Raw genomic sequence first — 26,671 nt, 5'->3', positions numbered from 1 at the left:
AAGACCCGACACAAATAAGCCTATTTAGGGGAATAAAAATAAACCGGAAAAAATTAAAACGTCGATGAATTTAAAAGCCAACAAAAGTGTCACTATTTAAAACAATAAAAGCATCGTCCTCACGTATATAATTTAGCCACATTCATTCATATTAAGGCCCTAAGATGACCTCCCGACTCGCCGGTGCGGCGCTCGCCGCACTGTTCTGCGCCGCGAGCGCCGCAGCCAGCGTTCCGTCTGAGCAAACGGCAAAGCAGCGCCTGCTGCTGAAGCTGGATGCGCTAATCAAACAGCCCGAGAACGGCCAGGATATCGTGCGTACGGCAACGTTGCTCGCCACGCCTGCGCAACTGTCCGCTGTCTGCGATAACCCGGAACTGAGCCTGGTGGGCCGCGACAGCCGTCTGACGGGCAAGCGCACGGTGCTTGCCCAATGCGGTGCCCGGCGGCATTTTCTACCGATACGCATCAGCGCCCAGGGTACCTGGTGGGTGGCCAGCCAGAGTCTGCCGGGCGGCGCTATCGTCCAGCGTAGCGACATCGAACCGGTCACCGGCAGCCTCGACGGCCAGCCCGGCGGCCTGATCTTTAACGCCGACGCGATTATCGGCCAGCGCCTGACCCGTGCGATCAACGCCGGTAAACCGCTGCTGGAAAATCAGCTGCGACAGCAGTGGCGGCTGCGCACCGGGCAGACGGTAGACCTGGTCACCACCGGAGACGGCTTTCGTATTCGCAGCCAGGGCAAGGCGCTGAACAACGCCGCCGTGAATGACACGCTCAACGTCAAAACCTCTGGCGGGCGCACCGTCAGCGGAAAAGTTGGCCAGGACGGCCAGGTAATGATTTTTTCACAACAATAAATTTTAGCTTTTTTGTGAACCTCCGATGAAAGGGGTATAGGTCACACACATTTTTCTCTGCGAGGACAACTTATGAGTATCACCAGCAGCCAGCACGCCGCCCCGATTGCGAAAATCGCGCCGACTCAGGAACTGCGTCACCGCACGCAGGCCCAGGAGCAGGAGGCTTCCACCCAGGTGGTGAAAAGCGACAAAACCGACGTCACGCTCAGCTCACTGACGCATACAATTCAAACCGACGACAGCCGCGACATTGACTACGCACGCGTAGAGGCGATCCGCGCTGAACTGGCGGCAGGTACGCTGCGCATTGACCCTGAGAAAATTGCTCAGGCTCTGGTGCAGGAAATGTTTCCGTTTTAACCGTTAGCAGGACCGTTATGGACAAGCTCTACCCTATTCTCACGCAGATGAAAACGTCTCTGGATGAACTGGAGGCGATCATGATTGAAGAGGTTAATCAGCTCAACCGCGCGCAGATCAACCCGGTTTCGCTGCAGGTGCTGGCCGATAATAAGAGCCAGCTCCTCTCAACCATTCAGTATTACGACGATATGCGTCGCCAGCAGGAGCAGCAGTGCCGGGCGGAAGCCCCCTACCCGGGCCAGGGTAAGCTGTTCGCCAGCTGGCAGCAGGTGACGGAAAAAGTGCGTCACTCTAAAGCGCTGAATCAGCAGGTAGAATCTCTCCTGCAGAGCCATATGAAGAAAAATCAGCATATTCAGAAAGCGATCGAAGAAGTGGGCCACGCCGGTTCGCTGTATGGCCCGGCGGGTGAATCCAGCCACGTCCCTTCTGGTCGAAAATACAACATCAGTATCTGACCGAATCTGTCTGCGTTGTCCTCTTTTGCCCGCCTCTGGCGGGCCTTTTTTTGTCTGTTGGAAGAGCCCACTCACCCCAGCCCTCTCCCTCAAGGGAGAGAGGGCCGTCCGTGCGCGCATTAAGTGGTGTGGGAGAGAGATTAGACAGCGGTATACGCTTTCGCGGAGGCGTTAGATTTGCGCAGCGTGGAGAGTTCGCTGCTGATGGTAGATAACCGCGCCTGAATCGCCCGCGTCAGTAACGCATCCTGATCCAGCAGTTGGGCGAGCAGCGCGCTCACCTGCGCTTTTGTCTCCTGTCCCAGTTGGGTTAAATCCACTTCACACAGCGTGCGCATCCCCATCGCGTACGCTTCGGATTCATCAATAAACGCCGTCCACTCGCCGTTATCGGCCTGCTGCAGCAGCGTCGCGTTGCTTATCAGCATCTGTTCAAGGAGTTCCATAATGCTGTTATCCATGCTTCACCTGCTTCTGCTGTGGGGCAATGGCCTGCCAGGTTTCGGACATCTCGGTCATCAGCGCGATCAGGTGTGGCAGCTTTTCTCCCGATTTGTTCAGGTTCGCCTCCAGCAGCGTGCGGGAAATGTATTCGTAGAGGCTCTCCAGCTCGGTTGCGATCTGTCCGCCTTTTTCGTGGTTAAGCCCGGCGCGCAGGCCGTTGTCGATGATGTTAATCGCTCGCGAGAGCATCTCGCCCCGACGGGCGATATTGCCGGACTGGAAGTAAATTTCTGCGCGCTTCATGGCGTTAATCGCCCCGTCGTAAAGCAGGACGATAAGCTGGTGTGGTGTCGCACCCGTAATCTGGCTCTCCAGCGAGATATCAGAGTAGGCGCTGTTACCTGTTTTGGTGTACATCGTTAAATCCTGCCGGGCGGGGTTGCCACCCGGTCATTTGTAAGTGAAAAATAATGCGTTTAAAGGCTTTTTGACAATTCCAGCAGCGACTGCTGCAGCCGGTTACTGATACTCGTCATATCGCTCATGGCTTTATCGAGACGCTGATACTCTTTTTCCCGGCGCAGCATGGTCTCTTCGATACGGCGTTCCATGGCGGTGATCTGTTTTCCGATACGCTTCTCCTGCTCCCGCAGTGACTCCAGCGTGGTTTCAATCACGCCGTCTTCCTTTTTGATCGCGTCTTTATCACCGAGGTAGGTATCGAAGATGGCTTCCATACGATCTTTGATGCCCTCTTTGCCCCCTTTCCCCAGGAACAGGGCTTCCACCTCTTTCGGGTTATCCTTCAGGGCCGCATCCAGCTTTTTGGAATCAATGGAGAGTTCACCCAGAATCCCGCCACGTTCGTCGCCGATCTTGCCGTCAAACTTCACGGTAATACCGATACTGCCCAGCGTCTGGATAACGTCCCCCGCATCGGGATAGGTACCGCCGACGGCGGCCTTGAGCTGGCTTGTAAGACGACGCAGGGAGCCGTCGCTGAACAGTGCGCCGTTGCTCGGGTCCGGCTGTGGGAGAGCGTCAGAATTGGTGTTGCGGTCCGGCGCGGTGTATTTCGTGAGGCTGGCCGTGGTACTGAGGTAGCTATTGTAGTTCTTGACGAACTCCTCAATCAGCGTTTTGACCTTTGAGGTATCCCGGGCGATGGTGAGGGACTCGGTTTTGTATTCGCTTGCGTCAGGATCACTCGGATAGTCAGGATTTTTCTCCGAGACCTCACGCAATTCCAGCGTCACGCCGGTCATTAAATCGCTGATGGTGTTCGAGCTACGCTCTATTTCTTCGCCATTCAGATGAATGATTGCGTTTTTGGGTTTGGTTTCTGGGTCAGGTTTTTCCATTATTTTATTAAAGGCTGGGTCGCCCGACACCGTCATCTCAATCTCGCCGTCCGTACCCGTTTTTTTCGACGTAAGAACCAGCTTATGTTCACCCTCTTTGACCGTTACCACTTCTGCGACAACATCACTATTTTGCGCATTGATTTTTTTAGCCATTTGGTCAAGGGAGGTCTCATTTTTTTCGAGTGACACCTCAATGGGCTTACCGCTATCCCCTACGGTTAGGGTGATTTTCGCACTGCTGTTAGAAATGGGTTTATCGCGTTCGGTATGCTTGAAGTTCATCTGGTGTGCCGATGCCAGCTGCTCAACAGCAATGGAGTAGCTGTTAGGCATAGCCCCACTTCCGGCCGTCGCTTTAAAGGTTTTGTTGTCACTGACGCTAACGCCGTTGAACCCTTCATCACTTAGCTTGCTGAGATTATCTTTCAGCGTGCTTAATGAACTGGAAATCGAACCCCAACCAGAAATCTGTCCTTTATAGGTACTCTGTTTTTGCAGATACGGGTTCAGTTTTTGGGAAATACCTTTACGCTCGTCCGCCAGCCACTGGTCAAATGGCAGGCCGGAGCCCACGCCTAAAAAATTGGTTGCTGCCATAATAATGGTTCCTGTGATAAAGAGATAATACGTCACTCTTTCTATCGGGGATTAAAGCAGCAAGTTTAATTTTTCTTGCACAAAAACAACACGACTAACCGACATGAAATACAACCTTATACGCTTATTGCGTAATTGAACCCGGCCATTTAATGAATTACCGCCAAAACTAACGCCATTTCCATCTTTAATAAAAAAAAGCGAAAAAATAATTTAGTCCTTTTTAAATTCCCCCGATGAATGAGGTATGCGCAGCAACGAACGCATATCTCATACTATCGTTATCACTTAAAAGGATATAAAAATGGCACAGGTCATTAATACCAACGCGTTGAGCCTGATGGCTCAGAACAACCTGAACAAATCCCAGGGTCAACTGGGTACTGCAATTCAGCGTCTCTCTTCCGGTATGCGTATCAACAGCGCAAAAGACGATGCAGCAGGTCTGGCAATTTCTAACCGCTTCACCTCCTCTATCCGCGGTATGACCCAGGCAGCGCGTAACGCCAACGACGGTATCTCCCTGGCGCAGACCACCGAAGGCGCGCTGGAAGAAGTGACCGAAAACATGCAGCGTATCCGCGAGCTGACCGTACAGGCGAAAAACGGCACCAACTCCGCAAGCGACCTGGACTCTATCAAAAAAGAAATCGGTACCCGTCTGGAAGAAATTCAGCGTGTGGCCGATGTAACCAACTTCAACGGCGTGAAAGTGTTTGACGGTTCCAAGTCTGAAATCACCATCCAGATTGGTGACAAAGACGGGGATACCATTGATATCAAACTGAATAAGCTGGATATGCAGACCCTGGGGCTGGACAAATTCATGGACGACTTCGCCGATATCGGAATCACTATGAATGGTGTGGGTACTACGAGCAGCCAGTTTACAGACAAAGCAACTGTAATCAATAACGGTGACATTGATGTTGGGGAAGCTGAAGATTGGGTATTGGATGATGCAGAAAGGGGCAAACTGCAAACCAAACTGGGAGCGGCTGCTTTAGCTGACGTTACGGTATTAAGCTACGATGATAATGGTACCAAACGCCTTTTCGCTTATGATGACAAGAATGATAAGATGCTTGAGATTACCACTCCAGACTGGACGGCAATTGGTGGTGGTAATAACAAGTTAAATCTGGGAACGAATTTTGATACAACTGAAATCACCGAAGCAGCCGATAAAGATATGCTCCTGAATGGCCCGTCTGACCTCACAGAAGGCTCGTCTACCGCGCTTAAAAAGGGTGATAAGGTTAAACAGCCTGGTGCTGGTGGCGTTGAATTTGATCTTAATGAAGCCAAACTCGACGAAATTGCTGCAGCCGCATTTGGTGCAGGCGAGACTGCTGAATCTTCGGGCATGAAGATGATCATGATGAATGATGGCACAGACGAGCGTTACTTCGTTTACGGCGGCGATGATGGTGCTGGTGGTAAAGTATTGAAAGAGGTCACCTTTAATGCTACAGGTGTACCAACTGCTGATGATGTGCGTCATGCCGATTCCGAAGTTGTGTTGAAGGAATTTGGTATTGGTACAGCAGATAACCTGCTGGAAAAACTGGATGATGCAATCACTCAGATTGCCGACTTCCGTGCCGACCTGGGTGCCGTTCAGAACCGTTTCAGCTCCATCATTGCGAACCTGAACACCAACATCATCAACACCACCGAAGCGCGCTCCCGTATCCAGGACGCTGACTTCTCCGTTGAAGTGTCCGCCATGAGCCGCGCCAACATCCTGCAGCAGGCAGGTGTGTCCGTACTGGCCCAGGCGAACCAGGTTCCGCAGAACGTCCTGTCCCTGCTGCGTTAATCTGTGTAACCATCTCAATGTTATTACGCGCGTGTTTCACGCGCGATTTGCCCTCCTCCCCGGAGGGCTTTTTTATGCCTTGAGCGTAACTTTAGCATTGCCCGGCGGCGCTGCGCTTGCACGGGCCTACAGGTTCCGTAGGCCGGGTCAGGCAAAGCCGCCACCCGGCATGTTTTTTAAGGCTCCAGGTAAGGTTCCTTCACGAAGTCCGCCAGCAGATACACCATATCGTGCAGCAATCCCGTCAACGCATTATTCACGCTCTGCGGCAGGGTGTTCCCCTGTATCGCCTGCGCCAGAGCCTGCGCGTACTTCACAGGTGTGATTGTGTCCTGCCAGCTATCCGGCATACAGGACGGTTCGGCGTCACCGGCAATGAGCTGTTCAATCAAATGCTGCGGTAAATCGTCATCGCAAAGCCGTTCCAGCGCCGCCAGGGCATGCAGCAAACGTCCGCAGAGGGCATGACGCTCGCTGACGTTATCCGTTTCGACCAGGACGCTGGCGAAGGCGGCACAGAGGTCAACCACCTCAAAGAGATCGGCAGTTGCCGGAAGGGGTAACGCGATGAGCTGCTGAGTGAAGTTAGCGTTGAAAGGGGAATTAGAGAGGGTGGAGAGAATAGTCATACGAAAGTTACCTCTGAGATGAGAACCAATGAATAAAGGAGACAACCGGACAGAGGGTTACTCTGTACCCGGTATGACACAACAATGCATCGCCTTGTATTTCAGGTTCTCACGCCCGGTTGCGGATGTTGCCGCAACGCAGGCACTTTACGTTCTGATGCAGGCAAAAAACAGCCTAAATCCAGAGTTTCATCAGGTTACTTGCTGGATTGCGAGTCGTCTTCCAGATCTGCGCTGAGTGGCACGATCTCCCTGCTCTCATTTCTGCGTGTTCTGGCACTTAAATGCCTGCTGCTGCCCGGCGTGGATCCGCAGTAGCGGTGTGTATCCCAGCTTGCTCATGTCGAACTGCAGTTGCTCCCCGGCCTCATTGCGAAACGTCATTTTCGACGTGTCCATCGTTTCCCCCGACGGTGCCACAAAGCGATACGTTTTCCCGTCAAAAGTCACGGTTTCGCTTTTAGTGTACATTTTCGCCATACGGTCTGTGCCGCTGCCGTCACTGCAGACCATCGTCAGCGCGGAAAAATCCGGCTCTGGTGAGGGGGGAACCGGGTCCGTGGTTACCGTTGAACGTTCGGCGCAGCCTCCCAGCGCTAGCGCCACAAACAGCCCGTACACAGGTTTCATCTTCATTTTTCTCTCCTTCGCGTTAACGGGATAAGCCTGGCAAAACTTTCCGCATTCTGCCTTATAAAAATAAAAAACCCTCCATAAGGGAGGGCTGAGAGAGTAAATTATGCTGCGTTACGCACGGCGCGCGGTATCAGACCTTAAACCGCTGCACCACGCTGTCCAGCTCGACGGACTGCTCTTCCATCGCCTTCGCAGCCATCGACACTTCCGCCACCAGCGCGGCGTTCTGCTGGGTGGCGCCTTCCAGCTGGCAGACGGCCACGTTGACCTGCTCAATGCCGACGCTCTGTTCGCGGCTGGCGGTTTTAACCTCTTCCATCAGGGTCGAGACTTCATGCACGGAAGTAACCAGCGCGTTCATGGTTTCCCCGGCGTCCTGCACCAGCGTGCTACCCTCCTGGATGCCCGTCACCGCGTCGTTGATCAGCGTGCGGATCTCTTTCGCCGAACTTGAGGAGCGCAGCGCCAGGTTGCGTACCTCGGTAGCCACCACCGCGAAGCCCCGCCCCTGCTCACCCGCGCGGGCGGCTTCCACCGCCGCGTTCAGCGCCAGAATATTGGTCTGATAGGCAATGCCGTCAATAACACCCACGATATCCGTCACCCGTCGCGAAGAAGATTCGATATGCCCCATCTTCTCGACCGCCGCACGCATCAGTTCCGCCCCGCGCCCGGCCACGGCCGCCGCCTCGGTCGCCAGCTTGTCCGCATGCTCAGCGTTATCCGCGTTGTTCGCCACAATGCCGGCAATCTGTTCCATTGAAGCCGCCGTCTGCGTCAGCGAGGCGGACTGCTCCTCGGTGCGGGACGAGAGCGATTGGTTACCGTCGGCAATCTGGTGTGAAGCTTCCGCGATGGTGCGTGTGCTGGTGCGCACCTGTTGCAACAACCCCTGCAGATAGGCCATAAACGCATTCACGTTCTGGGCAATGGCATTCAGCTCCTGGCTACGGCTCTCCGGCAAGCGCTGCGTCAGATCGGCCCCGCCAGCGGACAAGGTGGCAAGCCGATCGCTGACGGTGCGCAGATTACCCATCACCAGGCGTACCGTCAGGAGCAGCACCGCCGCCAGCAACAGCAGCAGCGGGATCTGCACCGCCCCCAGGCGCCACACGATATTGTCCGTTTGCTTGCTCAGCAGGCCGGTCCGGGTATCCGTTGCCACAAACCACGGACTGCCCGCAATAGGGTAGACAAAAATGGTGTGCTCCCCGTCATCGGCGCGGTAAGTCCGCTCCTGCGCGCCGCGGTGCGCCTGGGTTAACATCTCCTGCAGAATGGCGATTTCATGCCCCGGCAGCTCGCGGATGTTTTTCAGCAACGGCGCGTTTTCCGTGGTGCGGCTGTAGCCGACAATATTGCCGTTGGCCTCGACAATCAGCACACCCCCTTCCAGCGGCTCGGCGATTTTGCGCGCGAGCTGACCGAAAAAGCCGAGCGTGACGTCCAGCGTTGCCACGCCCCAAAGCTCCCCGTTACGCCAGATGGGCATCGCGCAGTTGGTTCGGGGCTGCGGACTGGCGGCATCCACGTAGGCAGCAGCCCAGGCGCACTGCCCTTTCTCCGCCTTCAGTCCGGCCTTAAACCATGGTTGCTGCCAGTACTCTGGCGCTTCAGGCGTATTCCAGGTGGTGTTCAGGCGCAGCTGGTGCTGGTCGTCACGGGCAAAGAAGGTGCTGAATTTCGCCAGCCCCGGTTCACGCTTTCCCGGCAGCGGCCATACGCCGCCGCCAAACAGATTCAGGTCGCCGTACTGGTTCACCAGCGCGGGTAACAGACGGTCGATATCGGCGCTGTCCAGTTGCGCGACGGTTTCAGTCAGCCCGCGCTGCTGGGCCTGCACGCGGGACATCATCTGCGAGATAGCGGCGGCCTGCTCACCAATCTGCAGGTGCACCCGCCGGTACTCATCTTTCAGCAGCGGCGGCGCAACAAAGGACATGACAACCCAGAGGGTAAGCGAGATAAGCAATAAAAAGAACGCGGAGACCAGCAAGAGGGCTCTGCTTTGAAGGGTTTTAAACATCATTATTGGCTCTGAAATAAAAAAGATCCCCGCCCGCAGACGAGGAACGAAATTGGCTCAGGTGTGTAACCGCTGCGTCAGCGTATTGGCCACGGTATAGACCTCTTCGATCAGGACGCTGTTATTGTGCGCCACGGACGGAGCGCCGCTCTGGGCCTGCATCATCGCGTCCTCCACCAGCGCCCGAAGCTCTTTCGAGGAGCGCGCGCAGCGGCTGGCGAGGTTGCGCGACTCAACGGCAAACACACCCTCTTCGTTATGCAGCGAATAGCTGTAGGCCCGGCTGGCAAGCTGCACCAGCGCGCCGCTGCTGTCGGCAATGTTCAGCGCGGCACCGTGCAGGGTATGCATGGCCAGCACCACGTTCGTGGCGCTGTCAGCAAGCGTCGCCAGCTGGTTGGCGCTCGCCTCCGGTACGCGCAGCAGACGTTCATTGGCCTCCGCAATGGCGATGGCCGCCCGGGCCACCGCGCTGACCTGTTCGCCCAGCTCCTGCATCAGCGGGGGCAGATGCGCACCCTGCTCGTTTTGTAACTGTGACGGCAGCTCTTCATTGAGGCGGGAAAGATGCAGGTTGAGGCTGCGCAACAAGGTCAGCGTGGAGACCAGCAGCAGCGCTGCCAGCGGCCAGGGTTTGTGCAGCAGAATGCCGGGACGTTCCCCCATGCGGCGGGTGGGCACGTCGAGGGCGATTAACCACGGCATTTCCGCCAGCGGCTGCACCACCAGCGTATGCTCGCCGCTGGCGCTGCGAAAACGGGTATGGCGCAGCCCTTCACCCGACTGCGACAGCAGCGAACGCAGCGGTACCGCCATCGGCAGATCGGTATCATTCAGAGACTGCACGTTCGGCGCACCGGCGGCATCGCCAATGATGCGGCCGGTCTCCTCAACGATCCAGACGCGACCGCCGAGGCGCTCCCCCATCTCCTTGACCAACGCATTAAAAAACTGACGGCTGTTGCCTGACTCTTCGGTGATATCGGTGTCGCCCGGCGCGCTCTTGTCCAGCGCGAAGCTTTTCAGGGTCACCACGCTTTCGGTCATCGAGCGCTGCTGCGCTTCAACGCGATCCAGTTGCTCGCGTAATTCAGAGGCCAGCGCATCCACCTGCGAGCGCAGCCGATCCCCTTCCGTGCGAATAAACCACGGTATCACCCCGGACTGCACCAGGATCAGTAACGTAATAAAAATAACGACCAGTGTGACTGCAAATATCATGACATCAGCGCCCGTAAATACACGGCAGCACAGCGCTGCCTCCTGGCGCTATTTTATTATGTGCAGGGCAGGAAATATGCTCTTCAAACCGTTGATAACCGCGCATTCCTGTCATCCCTCGACAAAAACTATTTGGCGCATACCCTGCCAGCGCTTCACCAGCCAGCCATCAAGGCTGTAGAGCGTGCCACCCCAGATGATGAACAACAGGCTCAGCACCATGTAGAGCGTCTCCGGCAGATAAAACAGCCAGCTTAACCATGCCATCAGCGTCAGTCCCTGAGGAATGGTGTAGATACCGATGGTGACCAGCGCCACGCCGCTGATGATAAAAATCGTCAGGGCACTTAAGCGGCTGAACAGCCCCAGCGCGAGCAGCATTCCCATGCTGCACTCCAGAAACGCCACCACCACAGCCATTACGGCCGGGTAAGGGATCCCTGCATCGTGCAGGGTATCCACCATCAGCTGCTGGTTTTCAGGCACAAATAATTTATTGAAGCCCGTTGTAAAGAAAAATATCCCCAGAACCAGCCGGGCGATAAGCGCGGGTAACATTGCCGGGGTATCGGACGTTTGCATAAAACGTTTTAAAGTTAACATCTGCCATCCTTGAAAAAATGTGAATTAATAAATTCAACAACATGCGATAAGTCAGTATAAATTCCATGGCTTCCTGCGCAACCACTCGCACGCTATTCCTCCTACAATTAATAATTGTATAGACATTAAAATTTATTAATTACAGGGTTATTTTCCCCACAGCAATAACCCCACCCATGATATGGCCTTTGTTATTTAGTGGTTGCAAAAAGGCGAGCTAAGACATAAAAAGCATGTCGCTTTAGCTTACGGGCTAGCAATAAATTGTATTGATTACTATTAATTACATTAAGCAGTCGCCTTACCCATTACACCAGAAGAATCAAATAACTATGCTCAATCATATTGCGATTGGATCGTTAATAACGCTGGATCTCCAGACGCGCATCCTCACCCGCACGGACCGTGGAGAAAGCGTTACCCTGCCGCAAAGCGCCTGTTTGTGCCTTGCCGCACTGGTGGAAGCCAGCGGAGAGGTGCTCTCACAGGAACAGCTGATGGAGATCGGCTGGCGAAGCGCCGGGGTTGAAGTCACCGACAACAGCGTTAGGGTCATGATCACCAAACTTCGGCGCGCGTTCACGCAGCTGGAGATGCAGGACGTTATCACCCTCATGGCGGTGACGCGCACGGGCTATCGCCTGGTTGTTCGCAGCGACAGCAGCGAACATCAGCCCTTTACCGATGCGGAACCGATAGCAACATCTGAGGTCACCGAAGCATCTGCCGCCCCTGAAGCGGTCATACCCTCTTCTCCCCCTCCGACCCGTAACCTGTTACTCCCCCGGCTGCTCATCACCCTGAGTGGGCTGGTGGCGGGCATTGCGATAGTCCTGATCCTGCGCAGCCTGTTCGATTTTAACCCGCAGCCCATCCACTTTGTGCGCTGGGACGGGCCGGGTATCCCGCCCGGTACGGTCGTGATGGTCCAGCAGGACAAGCAAAATCAACGCGATCTGATCGAGTCCACGCTGCAAACCTACACCCGCCACGTGCTGGACAGACGCCCTGCCGAAAAGCCCGCTGGCGTGCTGTACGTCACGACCGGCTCAGAAAAAATGAGTAAATTCCAGGGGCTTATTGCCTGCCAACAACCCTTTAAGGATTCAGGGAATGACTGCGAATCGTTCTATTTTCGCCACTATTAAATCGCCACGCGTCCTGCTGTTTCTTGGCGGGCTGGTCGCCGGATTAGGCGGGATGGCGTTCTATGCTTTCTCAACCTCGCCGTACAAGGCCGTCTGCATCGCGCCCATGTCCTATTACACCATTCAGGACGATAACAACGCGACGCTGGCGCGCGGTATTTACCGTTCCTACCGTGATGGTCTGTTTAGCGGGCATACCACCTATATCGGCAGCATCAGCCATTTCAAAGATGGCAAACGCGACGGGTTGCCTAAAGCCGTGAACCGTGAAGTTCGTTACGATGTCGGTATGTCAGGCAAACGGGTTCATCTGACCGTCACCAGCCAGCACCGTAAGCTCGGCGGTCAGACCACGGATGAAGATGTGGCTGAATATATCTTCCCACAAATTAAGCCGGGTGAAATCGCCACCAGCACCGTCTACCTGCTGGACGACAAAGTGCTGGCCTCCGGGTCGGAAACCGTCGCGCGTATTGCCTGTATGAACTGACGGCTACACCAGCGCCTGAAGCAGCCCGGCCAGGTTATCAAACCCAAGGGCCATCAGGCGCTCAAAGAAAGGAGCCAGCGTCTGCGCAATCAGGAAGAGCGCCAGCATGCCGAAGGTGAGCGTGAGCGGGAAACCGATGACAAAGACCGAAAGCTGCGGCGTCAGACGGTTTAACAACCCGAGAATGAAGTTGATGCACAGCAGCAGCGCAATAATGGGCATTCCGAGCATCAGCCCCTGACTGAAAATCAGCCCCGCGTGGGTCACCAGATACATAAAGCCCCCCGCATGCAGCGGCGTGGCGTTTACCGGCAGAACCTGGAATGACTCTGCCAGCAGCGCCAGCAGCCAGAGATGGCCGTTAAAGACCAAAAACAGCAGCATCACCAGCAGGTTAAGGAAACGGGATATCACCGGGCTGTTACCGGCGCCGGGGTCAAAGAAGGTCGCGAACGACAGCCCCATCTGCATGCCGATGATCTCACCCGCCATCCTCACGGCGGCAAAGAGTAACTGCAGCGTCAGCCCCATCGCGGCACCGATAATGACCTGCTTCGCCATCACCCAGACGCCTTCCCACGAGTAAAGACCCACCTGCGCGTCCGGCAACGTGCCGCCGATCAGGATCGCCGTCAGCAGCGCAAGACATGCCCGAAGCCGGGGACTGATGCTTTTCTCACCGAAGATCGGGGCGACATGCAGCAGTGCCCCCAGGCGCACCATGATAAAGAAGTAGTGACTGATCAGCGCGTAGAGCTGATCGAGGGGAAGTCCAAAGGCCATTAGCCGATCACATAAGGAATGCTGGCGAACACCGCGCGGGTATACTCAATAAAGATCTTCATCATCCACGGTCCCAGCGCCACCGCGATACCGACAATCATCAGGATTTTTGGGATGAAAGTCATGGTCATTTCGTTAACCTGCGTCGCGGCCTGTAGGATACTGATAATCAGACCGGTGACCAGCGCGGCCAGCAGCAGCGGGGCCGATATCATCAGCCCTACCTTAATGGCCTGCATACCAATGACCATCACGCTTTCTGGTGTCATCAGTCTCTCCTAACTGTAAAAGCTCTGGGCCAGCGACCCGACGAGCAGTTGCCAGCCATCCACCAGCACAAACAGCATCAGCTTAAACGGCAGCGCAATGGTGGTAGGTGGCACCATCATCATCCCCAGCGCCATCAGAATGCTCGCCACCACCAGATCGATGATCAGGAACGGAATAAAGATGGTAAAACCGATCTGGAAAGCCGTTTTCAGCTCGCTGGTGATAAACGCCGGTACCAGAATGCTGAGCGGTACCTCCTCCGGCGAAGCGATATCCGGCGTTTTCGCGATTCGGGCAAACATCGCCAGGTCGCTTTCACGGGTCTGGTCGAGCATAAAGGCACGCAGCGGTTTCACCCCTTCCGTCAGGGCGACTTCCATAGTGATTTTGTTCTCCTGCAGCGGCTGCCAGGCTTTTTCGTAGATTTGACTGAAGACCGGTGACATCACAAAGAAGGTCAAAAATAGCGACAACCCCACCAGCACCTGGTTTGGCGGTGCCGTGGGCGTGCCCAGCGCGTTACGCAGTAAGCCCAGCACAATGATAATGCGAGTGAACCCGGTCATCATCAGCAGCACAGCAGGAATAAAGGTAAACCCACTGAGCAGCAGCAGGGTTTGCACCGGCAGCGTCCAGCCACCGTCCCCCGAGGCCTGTCCGAGCGTGATGTCAGCATTGGCCGCCAGTCCACTGGCGGCAGGCAACATCAGGCTAAGACCGACCACCAGGTGCAGCATCCGGCGGCTCACTGTTCACCTCCCGGGCGGTATCTCTGGCGCAGCTTGTCCAGCATCTGCGGAAACGCCGCCGGCGCGGTGTCCTGGGAGGCGTTCTCCGGACGAACCTGTGTGGCCAGGCAGGTGATCTGCGAAGCCGTGACGCCCAGAACCAGTCGCTGCTCGCCGACGTCAACCAGCACCAGACGCTCGCGCGGCCCCAGCGACTGGGTGGCGACCAGCGTCATACTTCCCTGGGCCCCCTGCAGACGACGGGCCAGACCGCTGCGGCGGGCGGCCCATGCCAGCACCACCAGCAGCAGGACGATCAACGCCAGCGCGCCGCTGATGGTCATCAGAACCGACCCCGTAGCCGGGAGTGAATCAGTGGCGTTCATTAGCGGCTCAGACGATGCATACGCTCGGACGGGGTAATAATGTCCGTAATGCGGATGCCAAATTTATCGGAGACCACCACCACTTCACCCTGGGCGATCAGATAACCGTTGATCAGAATATCCAGCGGTTCCCCCGCCAGCCCGTCCAGCGACACCACCGATCCCTGGCTTAAGCGCAGCAGTTCTTTAATGGTCATCTTGGTACGTCCCAGTTCCACGGTCATTTTGACCGGAATATCCAGGATCAGATTCATCTCGTCAGAAAATTGTGGTGCAGCCATTGAGTCGGTAATTCCCGCAGCGTGCTGTTCGGTCATTGCATCACCCCAAAGATTATCAATGGACTGATCGTCAGAACCCGATGAGGTGTTCTTATCGCTCATGGGGAAATTACTCCTTGTTTAATGATAGTAATGAAGGTTGAATCATCTGCTCGACCTTCAGGGCATATTGATTATTGACGGCACCATACCTGGCCGTGAAGACCGGTACGCCGCCTACGCTGGCTTCGATAAACTCCTGCTTATCCAGCGTGATGACGTCACCTTTTTTCATCTGCATTACGTTCGACAGTCGGGTGCCGATATCCGCAAAGCGCGCCGTCAGCTCCAGTTCCGTTTCACGCATCTGGCTGGCAAGCATGCCGCGCCACTGGGAATCCTCCTGCCGGGAGTTGTCCATCGGCGGGTTACTCAGCAGCTCGCGCAGCGGCTCGATGGTGCTGAAAGGAATACAGATATTGAACTCCCCCCGGTGCGATCCGATCTCCACCGAAAACGGTGTGGTTACCACCACATCATTCGGGGATGAGGTGATATTGGTAAATTTCACCTGGATTTCTGAACGGATATATTCCGTTTTGATTTTGTAGATCGAACTCCAGGCAAATTCATACGCTTCGCGGGCCATCGACAGCATGCGGTGGATCACGCGCTGCTCGGTTGGCGTAAATTCGCGGCCATCGGCTTTGGTCGGAAAACGACCGTCACCGCCAAACAGGTTATCCACGGCCATAAACACCAACCCCGGTGAAAAGGCCATCAGCGAGGTACCGCGCAGCGGGTTAAGGTGCAGCAGGTTCAGGTTTGTCGGCACCGGCAGGTTACGGGCAAACTCGTGATACGGCTGGATCTTAATATTTCCCGCCGTAATATCCGGGCTACGGCGCAGCAAATTAAAGAGCCCCATACGGAACTGACGGGCAAATCGTTCGTTAATAATTTCCAGCGAATGGAGACGTTCGCGAATAACCCGACGCTGCGTATGCGGATCGTAAGGTTTTATTCCCGCATCGCTGCGGTTGTTCTGGAGATCGCTGCTGCTGTCGGCATCTGCGTTAAGCAGACGGTCGATCTCATCCTGTGATAAGAAGCTGTCAGCCATAATAATTACCGCAGAATAAATTCGTTAATAAGAACATCAGTGATGCGAATAGACTGGTTAAATGCCAGCGGTTTATCCAGCTCACCCTGAATGGCATTAATCAGCCGACGTTTTCCTTCATCCGTTGCTAACTCTTCATACGTCTGGTGGGTCAGCAACATAAATATGCGGCTGCGGTATTCCGGTAAATATTTTTCCAGCACCGTCAGCGACTGTGGCTCAGCGACCCGAATAGATAACCCCAGATATAACACCCGATCGGACTCGTTCTCGGTAGGCTTCAGGCTGACGGTAAAGGTATTCATCGAGGCGTACAGTGGCTCGACCTGCACTGGTGCGGGGGCCGTTTTGTCCTCACCCTCTGCAGTCACCACTTCCGGTTTGGCAAATTTCATTTCCCAGAACAGGTAACCCGAAACTCCGCACGCCGCAACCGCAGTCAAAAACATGAATGCCATCAGAAGCGAACGAGAGCCTCCGCCGCTGGCGACTTTTTTATTTTTATTACTCATTGAACGTACACCTGATAAATAAGTGAGGGCAGCTGGCTACCCTCTTGTCAATATGGCGGACATTGTAGTCCATATAATCATCCTGATAATCAGGCGATAAAATTTCATTCCTGAAGGTAATTCCACGCTTCAGGCAAAGGTATTAATTCCGTATATATTTCCAGGTGTGGTGGTTAATAATGTTGGCACGCTTTCCTCATTCAACGGCTGTTCTTCACCCTCACCGGACGCCTGCTGCTCAGAAGAGGGGTTATCGCCCCGCTCACCTGCTGCCCCGTACTGAGCATCCGCGCTGACGTTGGCCTGACCGAGCTGAATACCCGATTCCGCCATGGCGGCCCGCAGTTGCGGCATGGCCTGCTCCATGGCGTGCCGCACGTGAGCATGTTCGCTGACGATATGGATCTGCGCCTGCTCCTGCTGTACGCGCAGGGTGATCTGGAGTGCCCCCAGCTCTTCCGGATGCAGACGGATCTCGGCGCTGTGCAACCCGTTCCGACTAAAAATAGCGATATGCTGGCTCACCGACTGTTTCCACTCCGGCGTCTCCGGCGGGTGGTTCACGGTGACGACCTGCTGCGGTGCGTGGGCCATGCTGGTGCGTACCGCTGCCGGAAGCGCCACCGCGCTCACGGTTGGGGCAGAGATGACCTCCACCGTCGTAACCGCCTCACTGGAGACGGGTGCAGGTGGCGCCGTCAGCACGCCTGGCGCGGCTACGGGCGTTTTATCGGCAGCCGTCATTGGCGCGGCCAGTTTGCCGGATGGTACACCGGGTTTTTCAGGGGTAATGCCGTCGGCGATTTTACCTGTATTCGCCCGAACGCCGGGCTCAGCCCCTGCAACGTTGCGGGTGACCAGCTGCTGCAGTTGCCACTGCGGGCTCTCTTCCCCTTCACCGTCGCTCAGCACGATCTCTTTTAGCGTTTCCGCCAGCCCTGGCGCTGCCGTAAGCAGTAAGCCCTCGGCTTCAACCTCATCATCAATGGCCGCTGCATCGGTCAGTTTCGATGGCAGCAAACTCGCCGATAAGCTTGCGCCCACCAGCGCCGTCTCTGGCAGCGCCACCAACGTCTGCAGATCCAGCCCTGGAAAGCGCTCGGCCAGCGAGGCCAGCTTCTCATCCAGCGTCTGGCTGAAACCCTCGTCTGAGAGCAATCCCACTTTCGGTTTGCCCTGTGTTCCACCCAGTAACAGGGTGGCAAGATCAATATTCATAGCCTTTCTCTCTTCTGTCCGGCGCGCTGGGCAAATTCATCCATCAGCTTTTGTTCATGCCTGCTTTGAATCAGCGCCTGTGCCGTCGCGCGGCGCTCGATTAACGTTTCAAACGCGTTCAGGCGCTGCTTTTTTTGCATCCAGTTCTGTTTCACGTCATCTACCGCTTTTTCACAGGCGTTTACATGCCCTTCCTGCTGCTTCACAACCTGCTTTAGCGATAAAATAAATGACTGGTGATTAACCAGATCTGCCACCGACATCCCGCTATCCATCATTCCCTGACGCAGCGACTGCTGGTACTCCTGTTCGTAGTGCTGAAGCTGTTCGTGCTGCACCACCGCCTGCTGGAGTTGTTGCTGTACGCCCCCCAGCGCGCGGGTGGTTTCCGTCAGTTGCTCCTGCGCCATATCACGCAGGAGCGTCATGGGGTTATTGACCTTCATTCCGTTACGCCTTTATGTCCGGGAACAGCCCGTCAAGCGCGCGAATGCCTTCGTCATAGCCGCTGCGCTCGTGGATCGCCTGGTGAAGAAACGCCTCCAGCGACGGGTATTTTTCGATGGCCAGGTCCAGCATCGCGTCGCTGCCTTTGACATATGCCCCGACGCTCACCAGATCGCGGTTACGCTGGTAGGCAGCCAGCAGCTGTTTAAACCGCTGAACCTTGCGGTACTGCGCATGCGGAATCAGTTCGGTCATGGCGCGGCTGATGGAGGCTTCAATGTCGATCGCCGGATAATGACCCGCTTCAGCAAGGCGGCGTGACAGAACAATGTGCCCGTCGAGGATCGCGCGCGCTGAATCGGCAATCGGATCCTGCTGATCGTCCCCCTCCGTCAGAACGGTATAAAACGCGGTGATCGAACCACCTCCCTGCACACCGTTACCGGTACGCTCCACGAGCGCCGGCAGGCGGGCAAATACGGAAGGCGGATAACCTTTGGTGGCAGGCGGTTCACCGATCGCCAGCGCCACTTCACGCTGCGCCATCGCGTAACGGGTCAGGGAATCCATAATCAGCAATACGTTCAGGCCACGCTCGCGAAAATCTTCCGCGATGCGGGTGGCATAGACCGCCCCCTGCATACGCAGGATCGGCGAGACGTCAGCAGGGGCCGCCACCACCACCGCCCGGGCCAGCCCCTCTTCGCCGAGGATGTTCTCAATAAAATCTTTAACCTCGCGCCCACGCTCGCCGATTAATCCCACCACGATCACATCCGCCGTGGTGAAGCGTGCCATCATGCCGAGCAGCACGCTTTTGCCAACACCGGATCCGGCGAACAGACCCATACGTTGCCCGCGCCCCACCGTCAGCAGCCCATTGATCGCCCGGACACCCACGTCGAGTACCGATTTGATCGGGTCACGGTGAAGGGGGTTTAATGTCGGCGTAAACAGCCCGGCAACCGGTTTTCCCGGCGCGGGTCGGCCATCCAGCGGACGCCCCTGGGCATCCAGTACGCGCCCCAGCAGATGTGGCCCGACCGGGAGCTGCTTGCCGCTATGACTGTCCGTCTGCAGCGCGTAAATACGTGCTCCTGGCAGGATCCCGTCGACATGTTCCAGCGGCATCAGGAACAGCGTCTGGCCATTGAATCCCACCACTTCGCTCTCGACCGGAATGATCCCGGCGTCGGTCTGGCGTTCAACGATACACAGCGAGCCAATGGGTAGTCTGAGCCCCACGGCTTCCATCACCAGCCCCGTTGCCCGGGTCAACTTGCCGTACTGGCGGAAATCAGGCACCTGCGAGAGTCGCGCTTCCACGCGGTCAATCGCCGACAGCCAGTTTTTTAACTGCTGGCTCATTGCGAGAGCTCCTCGCGCGCCAGTTGACACAGCGCCTGCCAGCGTGTGTCCATGCTGGCATCAACCTCAACATCCGGTGAAACCGCGCGACAGCCGCCTGCGGCCAGCTGCGGATCTGCGTGCAGCTCCCAGCCCATTGACCGGAGCGTGTCGCCCAGCGCCTGCTCAACCGTGGCAAGCTCAGCGGGACTGACGTACAGCGTAAAGGTGCCATGCAACAGGACGTCTTGTTTCATCAGGGAGCGGATCTGGCTCACCAGCGCCTGGTTGTCTGCCATGCCGGCGTTACCATAGAGCTGCTGCACGGCCGTCAATGCAAACTGCACCAGACGGCCGGGAACCAGGCTTTCGAGGTTTTCCAGCGCCAGCGTAAAGTTGTTCACCCACAGCTCAGCCTGGCGCAGCAGCGACTGTTGCTCCTGGCGCGCCTGCTCCATGCCCTGGGTAAACCCGGCCTCCCGGCCCTCTTTGAGGCCCGCCTCGTAGCCCTGCTTTCGTCCTTCTTCCTGGCCCTGCTGTTGGCCCTGTGCAAATCCCTGCTGCTCCGCCTGCTTGCGCAGACGTGCCAGCTCGGCCTTGAGCTGTGCCTCCGACTGAGTGTTATCCATCGTCGGCAGCGGCGTTTCTACGGTTTCACCCAGCAGATTATCAGGCTGCCAGCTTTGCCATTGCTGGTGGTTGTTATCAAACGTAGGCATCGTCGCTGCCTCCAATCAGGATTTCGCCGGACTCGGCCAGACGACGCACCACGTTGAGGATGGTTTTCTGTTCGGCCTCAACCTGCGACAAACGCACCGGCCCACGGGAAGCCAGATCGTCGGTCATCAGTTCGGCCTGGCGGCGGGACATGTTGCGGAAGAACTTCATCCGCAGCGGTTCGTCGGCCCCTTTCAGCGCCACAATCAGTGTTTCGCTCTCGATCTCCTGCAGCAGACGTTGAATACTGCGGTCTTCGACATCCACCAGGTTTTCGAACAGGAACATCTCGTCGATGATCTTCTGCGCCAGCTCGCCGTCGAAGTCGCGTACCGCCTCGATGGCGGCCTCTTCCTGGTGCGATTTCATCAGGTTGAGGATCTCGGCCGCAGGACGCACCCCGCCCATCTTGCTGCGCTTCAGGTTCTGACCATGCAGCAGGTTGTTCAGTACCTCGGTCAGCTCCTGAAGTGCGGCCGGCTGTACGCCGCCGAAAGTTGCGATACGCAACATGATGTCGTTACGTTCGCGATCGTCAAATTTGCCCAGTACGTCCGCCGCCTGGTTACGCTTAAGGTGCACCAGAATGGTGGCAATGATCTGCGGATGCTCCTCGCGGATGAGATCGAACACCGCCTGCGGATCCATAAAGTTAAGCGTTTCAATGCCGTTGGTACCCTGGTGAGTATCCAGCAGATCTTCCAGCAGCGACGAGGCGCGCTCTTCGCCCAGCGCCTTCACCAGCACGCTGCGCAGATAATCGTTGGTGTTCAGGCTCAGCGCCGCGTACTCGCTGGAATCTTTCTTAAACTCCTCCAGCACGCTCGCCATCTGGTCGTGAGTGAAGCCCGCCATATTGACCATGGAGGCGCTGATCTGTTTGACCTCGTGGGCATTGAGGTGCTTAAACACCTCGGCAGCCAGCACATCTCCCAGCGTCAGCATGACGATGGCGCTTTTTTCTGAAGCATTCATTATTTTGGCTCCTTACTCATCCACTGGCGGATCACCAGGGCGATAACGCGCGGTTCCTGCTCAGCCAGTTCTCGCAGCTGTTGACTATTGAGTTCCGTATCCACCTTCTGCTGCGCACGATCGCGATTGTTTTTCTCGGCCGCACGTTTTTTCGCGGCAATCTGCTCTTCACGCGCCTCTTTTTCCATCTCCAGGCGACGGATGGTGGTCTCCTGATGACGCTGCCAGGCGGGCTGAACCAGCTTGCGCCACATCACCCAGGCGATGATTGCGATCACCAGATAGCGGGCAATCGACATTAACAACGCATAGAAACGATCCTGCTCCCAGAACGGCGGCACGGCCTCTTCCACAACGCCATTAAACGCCGAGTTAAGAATGTTGACGCTGTCCCCGCGCGCGGCGTTGTAGCCAATGGCCTCTTTTACCAGGGCATTGATGCGGGTGAGTTCCGCCTCGCTAATCGGCCCAGGCTTCCCCTCTTCTCCCTGCGGAAGATGGTTGATCACCACAGCGACGGACAGACGCTGGATGCGACCGGTGTTGGATTTGGTGTGCGTCAGAGTACGATCCAGCTCAAAGTTGGTGGTTTCGTCACTGCGGTTGTTGTAAGGCTGCGCAGGCTCACGGCTGGTGTTGCTTGCAGCGTTTGTCTCTTTTTTCTCATCCGCGGCGGTATTTAACGGCTGGGTGATCGGCGCGGTGGCTGGAGCGGGCGGCGTATTGCTCAGTGCCCCCGGCACACCGCTGGCCCCACGGCGGTTACCCTGCTCTGCCAGACTGGCCTGACGGCTGCGGATCGCCATTTTTTGCGGGTCAGCGTTTGGCTGGTATTGCTCTTGCGTCTGCTCCTGTTCAGTGAAATCAATCTGTGCCGTCACCTGCGCCCGAATATTTTCATCACCCACTAACGGCGCGAGGATGCGCTGGATACGCTGCTGGTAATCGGTTTCGATCTCATTGGTGTATTTCAGATGCGCCGTTTGCAGGCCACGGACGCCGCTCTGGGTCAGCAGGTTACCCCGCTGGTCGACAATAGTGACGCTCTCTGCCGCCAGCCCGGTTACCGCACTGGAGATTAGATGGGTGATCGCAACCACCTGCGCGTCGTCCAGCGTACGTCCCTGGATCAGATTCACGGTCACTGACGCAGTGGGCTTTTTCTGTTCACGCACGAACATTGACGGTTTTGGTGTCGCAAGATGCACTCGTGCGCTCTGAATGGGACCCAGATTTTCAATGGTGCGCGCCAGCTCGCCTTCCAGCGCGCGCTGGTAGTTAACCTGCTCGGTAAATTGACTGATGCCAAACTTTTCCTGATCCAGCAGCTCAAAACCTACCGAGCCGCCCTTCGGCAACCCCTGCTGGGCCAGCTTCATGCGCACCTCATGCACCTGCGATCCCGGCACCATGATAACGCCTCCCGGCGTCTCAATGCGGTAAGGCACATTCAGTTGCGTCAGCTGCGCCACGATCGCGCCGCCTTCTTCATCACTGATATTGCTGAACAGCACGCGGTAGTCTGGCTCTTTGGCCCAGAACAGTAAGGCGATAATGACGGAAAGCGCCGCTGCGCCGCAAATCACCAGCAGTAGCTTTGGGCTACCGCGAAGCGCGGACAGCATCGATTTCATTCGCTCTGCTGGATTGTTCGTTAAATCATTTAGTGTGGCACTCATGCCGTATTCCTGTATGAAATAGCACGCATCAACGATGCGCGTCAGCTCACGAAATTCGCGAGAGTGATGTCGACGATTCAAAAATATAAGATTTTTTCAGGCGGGCATTATCGTCTGAAAGGTGTTTTTTTTAAGGATAAATAAGCTCAAAGTTCTGTCGGCTTATTGGATTTTCTACCGTTTTTATTCACGTGTTAAGCTGGCAACGTTTAAAAGATATGCAATAAATAGCGGTTTTTATCTCATTAACCAGGAATAAAAGAATGTCAGCGACATTAATGCGTGGCGTCCTTGAGCAAATACAGACTCAGGCGCAACAGGTCGGAGGCCCGGCAAATCGCCTGCATCCGGCCCGCAACGACGGCCCGTCATTTTCGGATGCGTTACTAAACAGTATTAACGAAATAAATAAAACACAGGTCGAAGCAAAAACCAAAACCCAGCAATGGATGTCCGGTAGCAGTGATATTGGCCTGAATGATGTCATGCTGGCAATGCAGAAATCATCCATTTCTTTCAGCTTCGGCATGCAGGCCCGAAATAAAATGATCGGTGCCTATCAGGAAATAATGAATACTCCGGTTTAAGGTCTCCCTCTTTCAATGAGTGAAATTAACAGCATTCCTGCACGCTTATCTCTGAATACGCTTTCATTGACCGACGGCGAATTACAGCGTGTCGGCAAATTAATCTATAAGCGCGCGGGAATTGTCGTCAATGCCCAAAAGCGAGAGATGATTTTTAATCGTCTCTCTCGCCGTGTGCGCTCGCTGGCATTTAGCCGTTTTAGTGACTATATCGAATTACTTGAGTCGCATCCGGAGCATCCGGAATGGCAAAATTTTATTAACGCTCTGACGACCAATCTGACCTCTTTCTTCCGTGAGTCTTATCACTTTCCGGTTCTGGCGGAGCATGCGCGCCTGCGCGCAAATGGCTATCGCGTCTGGTGTACCGCAGCGTCAACAGGTGAAGAGCCCTGCTCAATTGCCATGACGCTGGATGAGCAGCTGGGTGTATCGGTGGCCGGCCCACGCGTCTGGGCATCCGATATTGATACCGAGGTGCTGGCAAAAGCCGAAGCCGGTATCTATCGGTTGAGCGACCTGGAGTCGCTGACGCTGGCGCAAAAGCGTCGTTATTTCCTGCGTGGCGCTGGCGATAACAGCGAATGGGTGAAAGCCAGACGAGAGTTGTTGTCCGCCATCCACTATCAGCAGCTTAACCTGCTGGATGAAAAGTGGTCCGCTCCGGGGCCGTTCGACGCCATTTTTTGCCGCAACGTCATGATTTACTTTGATGCCCCTACCCAGCAGCGGCTGCTGCAACGCTTCACGCGCCTGCTGAAGCCAGGTGGCTTGCTATTTGTGGGCCACTCAGAACATTTTAATCACTCACATATTCCGCTGCGCCTGCGCGGTCAGTCGGTCTATGAACTGACGGAGACGACACGGTGAACCCGATTCGCGTGCTGGCGGTCGATGATTCAGCCCTGATGCGTAACATGCTCAGTGCGGTAGTGAATCAGCAGCCAGATATGGAAATGGTGGGAACGGCTCCGGATGCGTTTATTGCACGTGAGCTCATAAAACAGCTCAACCCGGACGTGTTGACGCTGGATATCGATATGCCGCGCATGGACGGACTGGAGTTTCTCTCTCGCCTGATGCGCCTGCGTCCGATGCCGGTCATCATGATCTCCTCCCTGACCACGCGTGGCTCAAAAGCGACCCTGGCGGCTCTGGAGCACGGCGCGGTGGATTTTCTGCCCAAACCGGAACACCGCGGGGCAGATAATATCGAATGCTGGAGCCAGCAGGTGGTGGAGAAGATCCGGGTTGCCACACGAGCTAGGCTGGCCCAGCGTAGCCCAACCGACATCCCCATCCTCACCGGTATTACCGTGCGCCAGCAGAGCATCATCGCCATAGGCTCTTCCACGGGCGGCACGGAGGCGCTGCGTCGGGTTCTCATGCCCCTTCCCGTCAGCACACCGGGGATTGTCATCGCCCAGCATATGCCGGCCGGTTTTACCTTTTCTTTTGCACAGCGTCTCGACTCACTGTGCCAGATAGCCGTGCGCGAGGCGCAGGATGGCGAACCCGTGCGCTCCGGCACGGCGCTGATTGCACCGGGCGATCGCCATATGGAGATCATCAGTCAGGACAACGGCTACCGGGTCAGGCTCAGCGATGCCCCGCCAGTGAATCGCCATCGTCCCTCCGTGGATGTGCTGTTTGATTCCGTGGCCCGTCAGGCCAGCAAACACGCCAGCGCCGCCATTCTGACTGGAATGGGTGGCGACGGCGCACGCGGGCTCTTGCATCTGCGTCAGACCGGCGCTTTTACGCTCGCACAGAGTGAGGCCACCTGCGTGGTCTTCGGCATGCCGCGTGAAGCGATTGCCCTTGGCGCGGCGAAAAAGGTTGTCGACCTCGATGATATCAGCCAGTGCCTGCTGGACAGTTTTAACTATAAAAACTCACCTCAAACCGACTTACGACGTTAAGGAGATCCCCCCATGTCGGATAAGAATTTGCGTTTTCTGGTGGTGGACGATTTTGCCACCATGCGACGCATCGTACGAAACCTGCTGCAGGATCTGGGCTACAAGCACATTGATGAAGCCGAAGATGGCCAGGATGCCCTGAATAAGCTGCGTACCAGCGATTTTGATTTCGTGGTCAGCGACTGGAACATGCCGAATATCGATGGTCTGCAATTGCTGAAAACCATACGCGGTGATACAGCGATGGCAAAACTGCCGGTCCTGATGGTCACTGCCGAGGCGAAGAAAGAGAACATCATTGCCGCCGCCCAGGCGGGCGCCAACGGTTATATCGTCAAGCCTTTCACCGCGGCGACGCTGGAAGAGAAGCTTGGCAAAATCTTTGAAAAACTCGGGTAACCCTCATGAACTCCCCGTTAAACATGCAGGCGGATAACGCCAAAGAGATTTTCGTTCGCATTGGACAACTGACCCGTCTGCTGCGCGACAGCATGGCCAATCTGGGCCTGGAACAGGCGATTATGGAAGTGGCGGACGCGTTTCCGAACACCCGCGATCGTCTGAACTATGTGGTTGGTAAAACGTCACAAGCCGCCGATCGCGCGCTGACCAGCGTTGAAGTGGCGCGTCCGCTGCAGGAAGGGCTGAGTGAAAACGCCTCTGCTCTGAGCGCCCGCTGGGATGCATGGTTTGAAGCGCCACAGCCGCTCGATGAAGCCCGTGAACTGGTCAAAGCGACCCGCGGCTTTCTGAGCGAAGTCCCTGAAGTGACCCAGCAAACCAATCGCCAGCTAACGGAAATCATGATGGCGCAGGATTTTCAGGATCTGACCGGCCAGGTGCTGCAAAGCCTGATGCACGTGATTGAGACCGTTGAGAAAGAGCTGATCAGCGTGCTGGTCGAAAACATGAACGAGCGCGACATTGATGCGCAAACCAGCGATGCGCACCTGAAGAATGGTCCTCAGATCGATACCACCGCCGAAGGGATTGTTGCTTCACAGGAGCAGGTGGACGATCTGCTGGAGTCACTCGGCTTCTGATAACGCC

At 56.0% G+C, this 26,671-nt stretch carries 32 protein-coding genes; 11 read left to right on the top strand and 21 right to left on the bottom strand.

Features of this window, described 5'->3' with window-relative positions; all coding sequences use genetic code 11:
* Window positions 1-164: 164 nt before the first annotated feature.
* The 3 genes from flgA to EKN83_RS09720 all read left to right on the top strand — a co-directional run bounded on the left by flgA (window position 165) and on the right by EKN83_RS09720 (window position 1,687).
* Entirely contained in the window at window positions 165-863 is a 699-nt protein-coding gene (gene flgA, locus EKN83_RS09730) for a flagellar basal body P-ring formation chaperone FlgA (RefSeq protein WP_126800829.1), read from the top strand.
* Between the two features lie 72 nt (window positions 864-935).
* Window positions 936-1,226, top strand: a complete 291-nt coding sequence (flgM, locus tag EKN83_RS09725; RefSeq protein ID WP_126800828.1) for a flagellar biosynthesis anti-sigma factor FlgM — start codon at window positions 936-938, stop codon at window positions 1,224-1,226.
* 17 nt (window positions 1,227-1,243) lie between these two features.
* Window positions 1,244-1,687, top strand: a complete 444-nt coding sequence (locus EKN83_RS09720; protein WP_126800827.1) for a flagella synthesis protein FlgN — start codon at window positions 1,244-1,246, stop codon at window positions 1,685-1,687.
* Window positions 1,688-1,827: 140 nt separating this feature from the next.
* On the opposite strand, the gene EKN83_RS09715 is transcribed toward EKN83_RS09720, so the two are convergent.
* From EKN83_RS09715 to fliD, 3 genes are read right to left on the bottom strand one after another with little or no spacing between them, the layout of a single operon-like run.
* On the bottom strand, window positions 1,828-2,148 hold the full coding sequence (locus EKN83_RS09715; RefSeq protein WP_049022404.1) for a flagellar protein FliT: 321 nt from the start codon (window positions 2,146-2,148) through the stop codon (window positions 1,828-1,830).
* Complete coding sequence (fliS, locus tag EKN83_RS09710) at window positions 2,141-2,548, bottom strand: flagellar export chaperone FliS (protein WP_126800826.1); 408 nt, start codon at window positions 2,546-2,548, stop codon at window positions 2,141-2,143. The genes EKN83_RS09715 and fliS overlap by 8 nt, the downstream gene beginning before the upstream one ends.
* A 59-nt stretch (window positions 2,549-2,607) precedes the next feature.
* Entirely contained in the window at window positions 2,608-4,092 is a 1,485-nt protein-coding gene (gene fliD, locus EKN83_RS09705) for a flagellar filament capping protein FliD (protein WP_126800825.1), read from the bottom strand.
* A gap of 304 nt (window positions 4,093-4,396) precedes the next feature.
* Between fliD and EKN83_RS09700 the strand changes: the two genes are divergently transcribed.
* Complete coding sequence (locus tag EKN83_RS09700; RefSeq protein ID WP_126800824.1) at window positions 4,397-5,914, top strand: flagellin; 1,518 nt, start codon at window positions 4,397-4,399, stop codon at window positions 5,912-5,914.
* A 176-nt stretch (window positions 5,915-6,090) separates the two neighbouring features.
* Here the strand turns inward: EKN83_RS09700 and EKN83_RS09695 are convergent, their stop codons facing one another.
* The 5 genes from EKN83_RS09695 to EKN83_RS09675 all read right to left on the bottom strand — a co-directional run bounded on the left by EKN83_RS09695 (window position 6,091) and on the right by EKN83_RS09675 (window position 11,029).
* On the bottom strand, window positions 6,091-6,543 hold the full coding sequence (locus EKN83_RS09695; RefSeq protein WP_126800823.1) for a hypothetical protein: 453 nt from the start codon (window positions 6,541-6,543) through the stop codon (window positions 6,091-6,093).
* Window positions 6,544-6,801: 258 nt separating this feature from the next.
* Window positions 6,802-7,179, bottom strand: coding sequence for a hypothetical protein (locus EKN83_RS09690; protein WP_126800822.1), 378 nt, complete (start codon window positions 7,177-7,179; stop codon window positions 6,802-6,804).
* Between the two features lie 130 nt (window positions 7,180-7,309).
* Entirely contained in the window at window positions 7,310-9,205 is a 1,896-nt protein-coding gene (locus tag EKN83_RS09685) for a methyl-accepting chemotaxis protein (RefSeq protein WP_126800874.1), read from the bottom strand.
* Between the two features lie 57 nt (window positions 9,206-9,262).
* Window positions 9,263-10,426 (bottom strand): methyl-accepting chemotaxis protein, encoded by a 1,164-nt coding sequence (locus EKN83_RS09680; protein WP_126800821.1) that lies wholly within the window; start codon window positions 10,424-10,426, stop codon window positions 9,263-9,265.
* 111 nt (window positions 10,427-10,537) lie between these two features.
* Entirely contained in the window at window positions 10,538-11,029 is a 492-nt protein-coding gene (locus EKN83_RS09675) for a DoxX family protein (RefSeq protein WP_126800820.1), read from the bottom strand.
* Window positions 11,030-11,361: 332 nt separating this feature from the next.
* Between EKN83_RS09675 and EKN83_RS09670 the strand changes: the two genes are divergently transcribed.
* Together EKN83_RS09670 and EKN83_RS09665 are read left to right on the top strand one after the other, a co-directional pair.
* A complete protein-coding gene (locus EKN83_RS09670) occupies window positions 11,362-12,177 on the top strand; it encodes a transcriptional regulator (RefSeq protein ID WP_126800819.1) in 816 nt (271 codons plus the stop codon).
* Window positions 12,143-12,667: a hypothetical protein gene (locus EKN83_RS09665; protein WP_126800818.1), complete on the top strand. Its 525-nt coding sequence runs from the start codon at window positions 12,143-12,145 to the stop codon at window positions 12,665-12,667. Before EKN83_RS09670 ends, EKN83_RS09665 begins: the two co-directional genes overlap by 35 nt.
* A 3-nt stretch (window positions 12,668-12,670) precedes the next feature.
* On the opposite strand, the gene fliR is transcribed toward EKN83_RS09665, so the two are convergent.
* From fliR to fliF, 13 genes are all read right to left on the bottom strand, one after another.
* Window positions 12,671-13,450: a flagellar biosynthetic protein FliR gene (gene fliR, locus EKN83_RS09660; RefSeq protein WP_126800817.1), complete on the bottom strand. Its 780-nt coding sequence runs from the start codon at window positions 13,448-13,450 to the stop codon at window positions 12,671-12,673.
* Window positions 13,450-13,719, bottom strand: coding sequence for a flagellar biosynthesis protein FliQ (gene fliQ / locus EKN83_RS09655; RefSeq protein ID WP_126800816.1), 270 nt, complete (start codon window positions 13,717-13,719; stop codon window positions 13,450-13,452). The genes fliR and fliQ overlap by 1 nt, the downstream gene beginning before the upstream one ends.
* Before the next feature lie 9 nt (window positions 13,720-13,728).
* A complete protein-coding gene (gene fliP, locus EKN83_RS09650) occupies window positions 13,729-14,457 on the bottom strand; it encodes a flagellar type III secretion system pore protein FliP (protein ID WP_126800873.1) in 729 nt (242 codons plus the stop codon).
* Between the two features lie 8 nt (window positions 14,458-14,465).
* A complete protein-coding gene (gene fliO / locus EKN83_RS09645; RefSeq protein ID WP_126800815.1) occupies window positions 14,466-14,834 on the bottom strand; it encodes a flagellar biosynthetic protein FliO in 369 nt (122 codons plus the stop codon).
* A complete protein-coding gene (gene fliN, locus EKN83_RS09640; RefSeq protein ID WP_126800814.1) occupies window positions 14,834-15,217 on the bottom strand; it encodes a flagellar motor switch protein FliN in 384 nt (127 codons plus the stop codon). Before fliN ends, fliO begins: the two co-directional genes overlap by 1 nt.
* A gap of 7 nt (window positions 15,218-15,224) precedes the next feature.
* Window positions 15,225-16,217, bottom strand: a complete 993-nt coding sequence (gene fliM / locus EKN83_RS09635; protein WP_126800813.1) for a flagellar motor switch protein FliM — start codon at window positions 16,215-16,217, stop codon at window positions 15,225-15,227.
* Window positions 16,218-16,222: 5 nt separating this feature from the next.
* Window positions 16,223-16,729, bottom strand: coding sequence for a flagellar basal body-associated FliL family protein (locus EKN83_RS09630; protein WP_126800812.1), 507 nt, complete (start codon window positions 16,727-16,729; stop codon window positions 16,223-16,225).
* 129 nt (window positions 16,730-16,858) lie between these two features.
* A complete protein-coding gene (locus tag EKN83_RS09625) occupies window positions 16,859-17,947 on the bottom strand; it encodes a flagellar hook-length control protein FliK (protein ID WP_126800811.1) in 1,089 nt (362 codons plus the stop codon).
* Complete coding sequence (gene fliJ, locus EKN83_RS09620; RefSeq protein WP_126800810.1) at window positions 17,944-18,393, bottom strand: flagellar export protein FliJ; 450 nt, start codon at window positions 18,391-18,393, stop codon at window positions 17,944-17,946. The genes EKN83_RS09625 and fliJ overlap by 4 nt, the downstream gene beginning before the upstream one ends.
* Window positions 18,394-18,397: 4 nt before the next feature.
* Entirely contained in the window at window positions 18,398-19,762 is a 1,365-nt protein-coding gene (gene fliI / locus EKN83_RS09615; protein ID WP_126800809.1) for a flagellar protein export ATPase FliI, read from the bottom strand.
* The gene (locus tag EKN83_RS09610) at window positions 19,759-20,460 is read right to left on the bottom strand and encodes a flagellar assembly protein FliH (RefSeq protein WP_126800808.1); all 702 of its coding nucleotides are present in this window, start codon (window positions 20,458-20,460) and stop codon (window positions 19,759-19,761) included. The genes fliI and EKN83_RS09610 overlap by 4 nt, the downstream gene beginning before the upstream one ends.
* The gene (gene fliG, locus EKN83_RS09605) at window positions 20,447-21,433 is read right to left on the bottom strand and encodes a flagellar motor switch protein FliG (protein WP_049023224.1); all 987 of its coding nucleotides are present in this window, start codon (window positions 21,431-21,433) and stop codon (window positions 20,447-20,449) included. The genes EKN83_RS09610 and fliG overlap by 14 nt, the downstream gene beginning before the upstream one ends.
* Window positions 21,433-23,112: a flagellar basal-body MS-ring/collar protein FliF gene (gene fliF, locus EKN83_RS09600; protein WP_126800807.1), complete on the bottom strand. Its 1,680-nt coding sequence runs from the start codon at window positions 23,110-23,112 to the stop codon at window positions 21,433-21,435. The genes fliG and fliF overlap by 1 nt, the downstream gene beginning before the upstream one ends.
* A gap of 263 nt (window positions 23,113-23,375) precedes the next feature.
* On the opposite strand from fliF, the gene fliE reads away from it, so the two are divergent.
* Genes fliE through cheZ form a run of 5 tightly spaced genes read left to right on the top strand, consistent with a single transcriptional unit; the run spans window position 23,376 to window position 26,664 of the window.
* Entirely contained in the window at window positions 23,376-23,699 is a 324-nt protein-coding gene (gene fliE / locus EKN83_RS09595; RefSeq protein WP_126800806.1) for a flagellar hook-basal body complex protein FliE, read from the top strand.
* 15 nt (window positions 23,700-23,714) lie between these two features.
* Window positions 23,715-24,569: a CheR family methyltransferase gene (locus tag EKN83_RS09590; RefSeq protein WP_126800805.1), complete on the top strand. Its 855-nt coding sequence runs from the start codon at window positions 23,715-23,717 to the stop codon at window positions 24,567-24,569.
* A complete protein-coding gene (locus EKN83_RS09585) occupies window positions 24,566-25,621 on the top strand; it encodes a chemotaxis response regulator protein-glutamate methylesterase (protein WP_126800804.1) in 1,056 nt (351 codons plus the stop codon). The genes EKN83_RS09590 and EKN83_RS09585 overlap by 4 nt, the downstream gene beginning before the upstream one ends.
* A 12-nt stretch (window positions 25,622-25,633) precedes the next feature.
* Window positions 25,634-26,020, top strand: a complete 387-nt coding sequence (cheY, locus tag EKN83_RS09580; RefSeq protein WP_049023229.1) for a chemotaxis response regulator CheY — start codon at window positions 25,634-25,636, stop codon at window positions 26,018-26,020.
* 5 nt (window positions 26,021-26,025) lie between these two features.
* Window positions 26,026-26,664: a protein phosphatase CheZ gene (cheZ, locus tag EKN83_RS09575; RefSeq protein WP_126800803.1), complete on the top strand. Its 639-nt coding sequence runs from the start codon at window positions 26,026-26,028 to the stop codon at window positions 26,662-26,664.
* Window positions 26,665-26,671 lie beyond the last annotated feature (7 nt).

The sequence above is a fragment of the Enterobacter sp. WCHEn090032 genome (genome assembly GCF_003986875.1).
Lineage (GTDB): Bacteria > Pseudomonadota > Gammaproteobacteria > Enterobacterales > Enterobacteriaceae > Enterobacter > Enterobacter sichuanensis.
The sequence above is the reverse complement of the archived record's forward strand: the minus strand, read 5'-3'. Positions and strand labels throughout refer to the sequence as shown.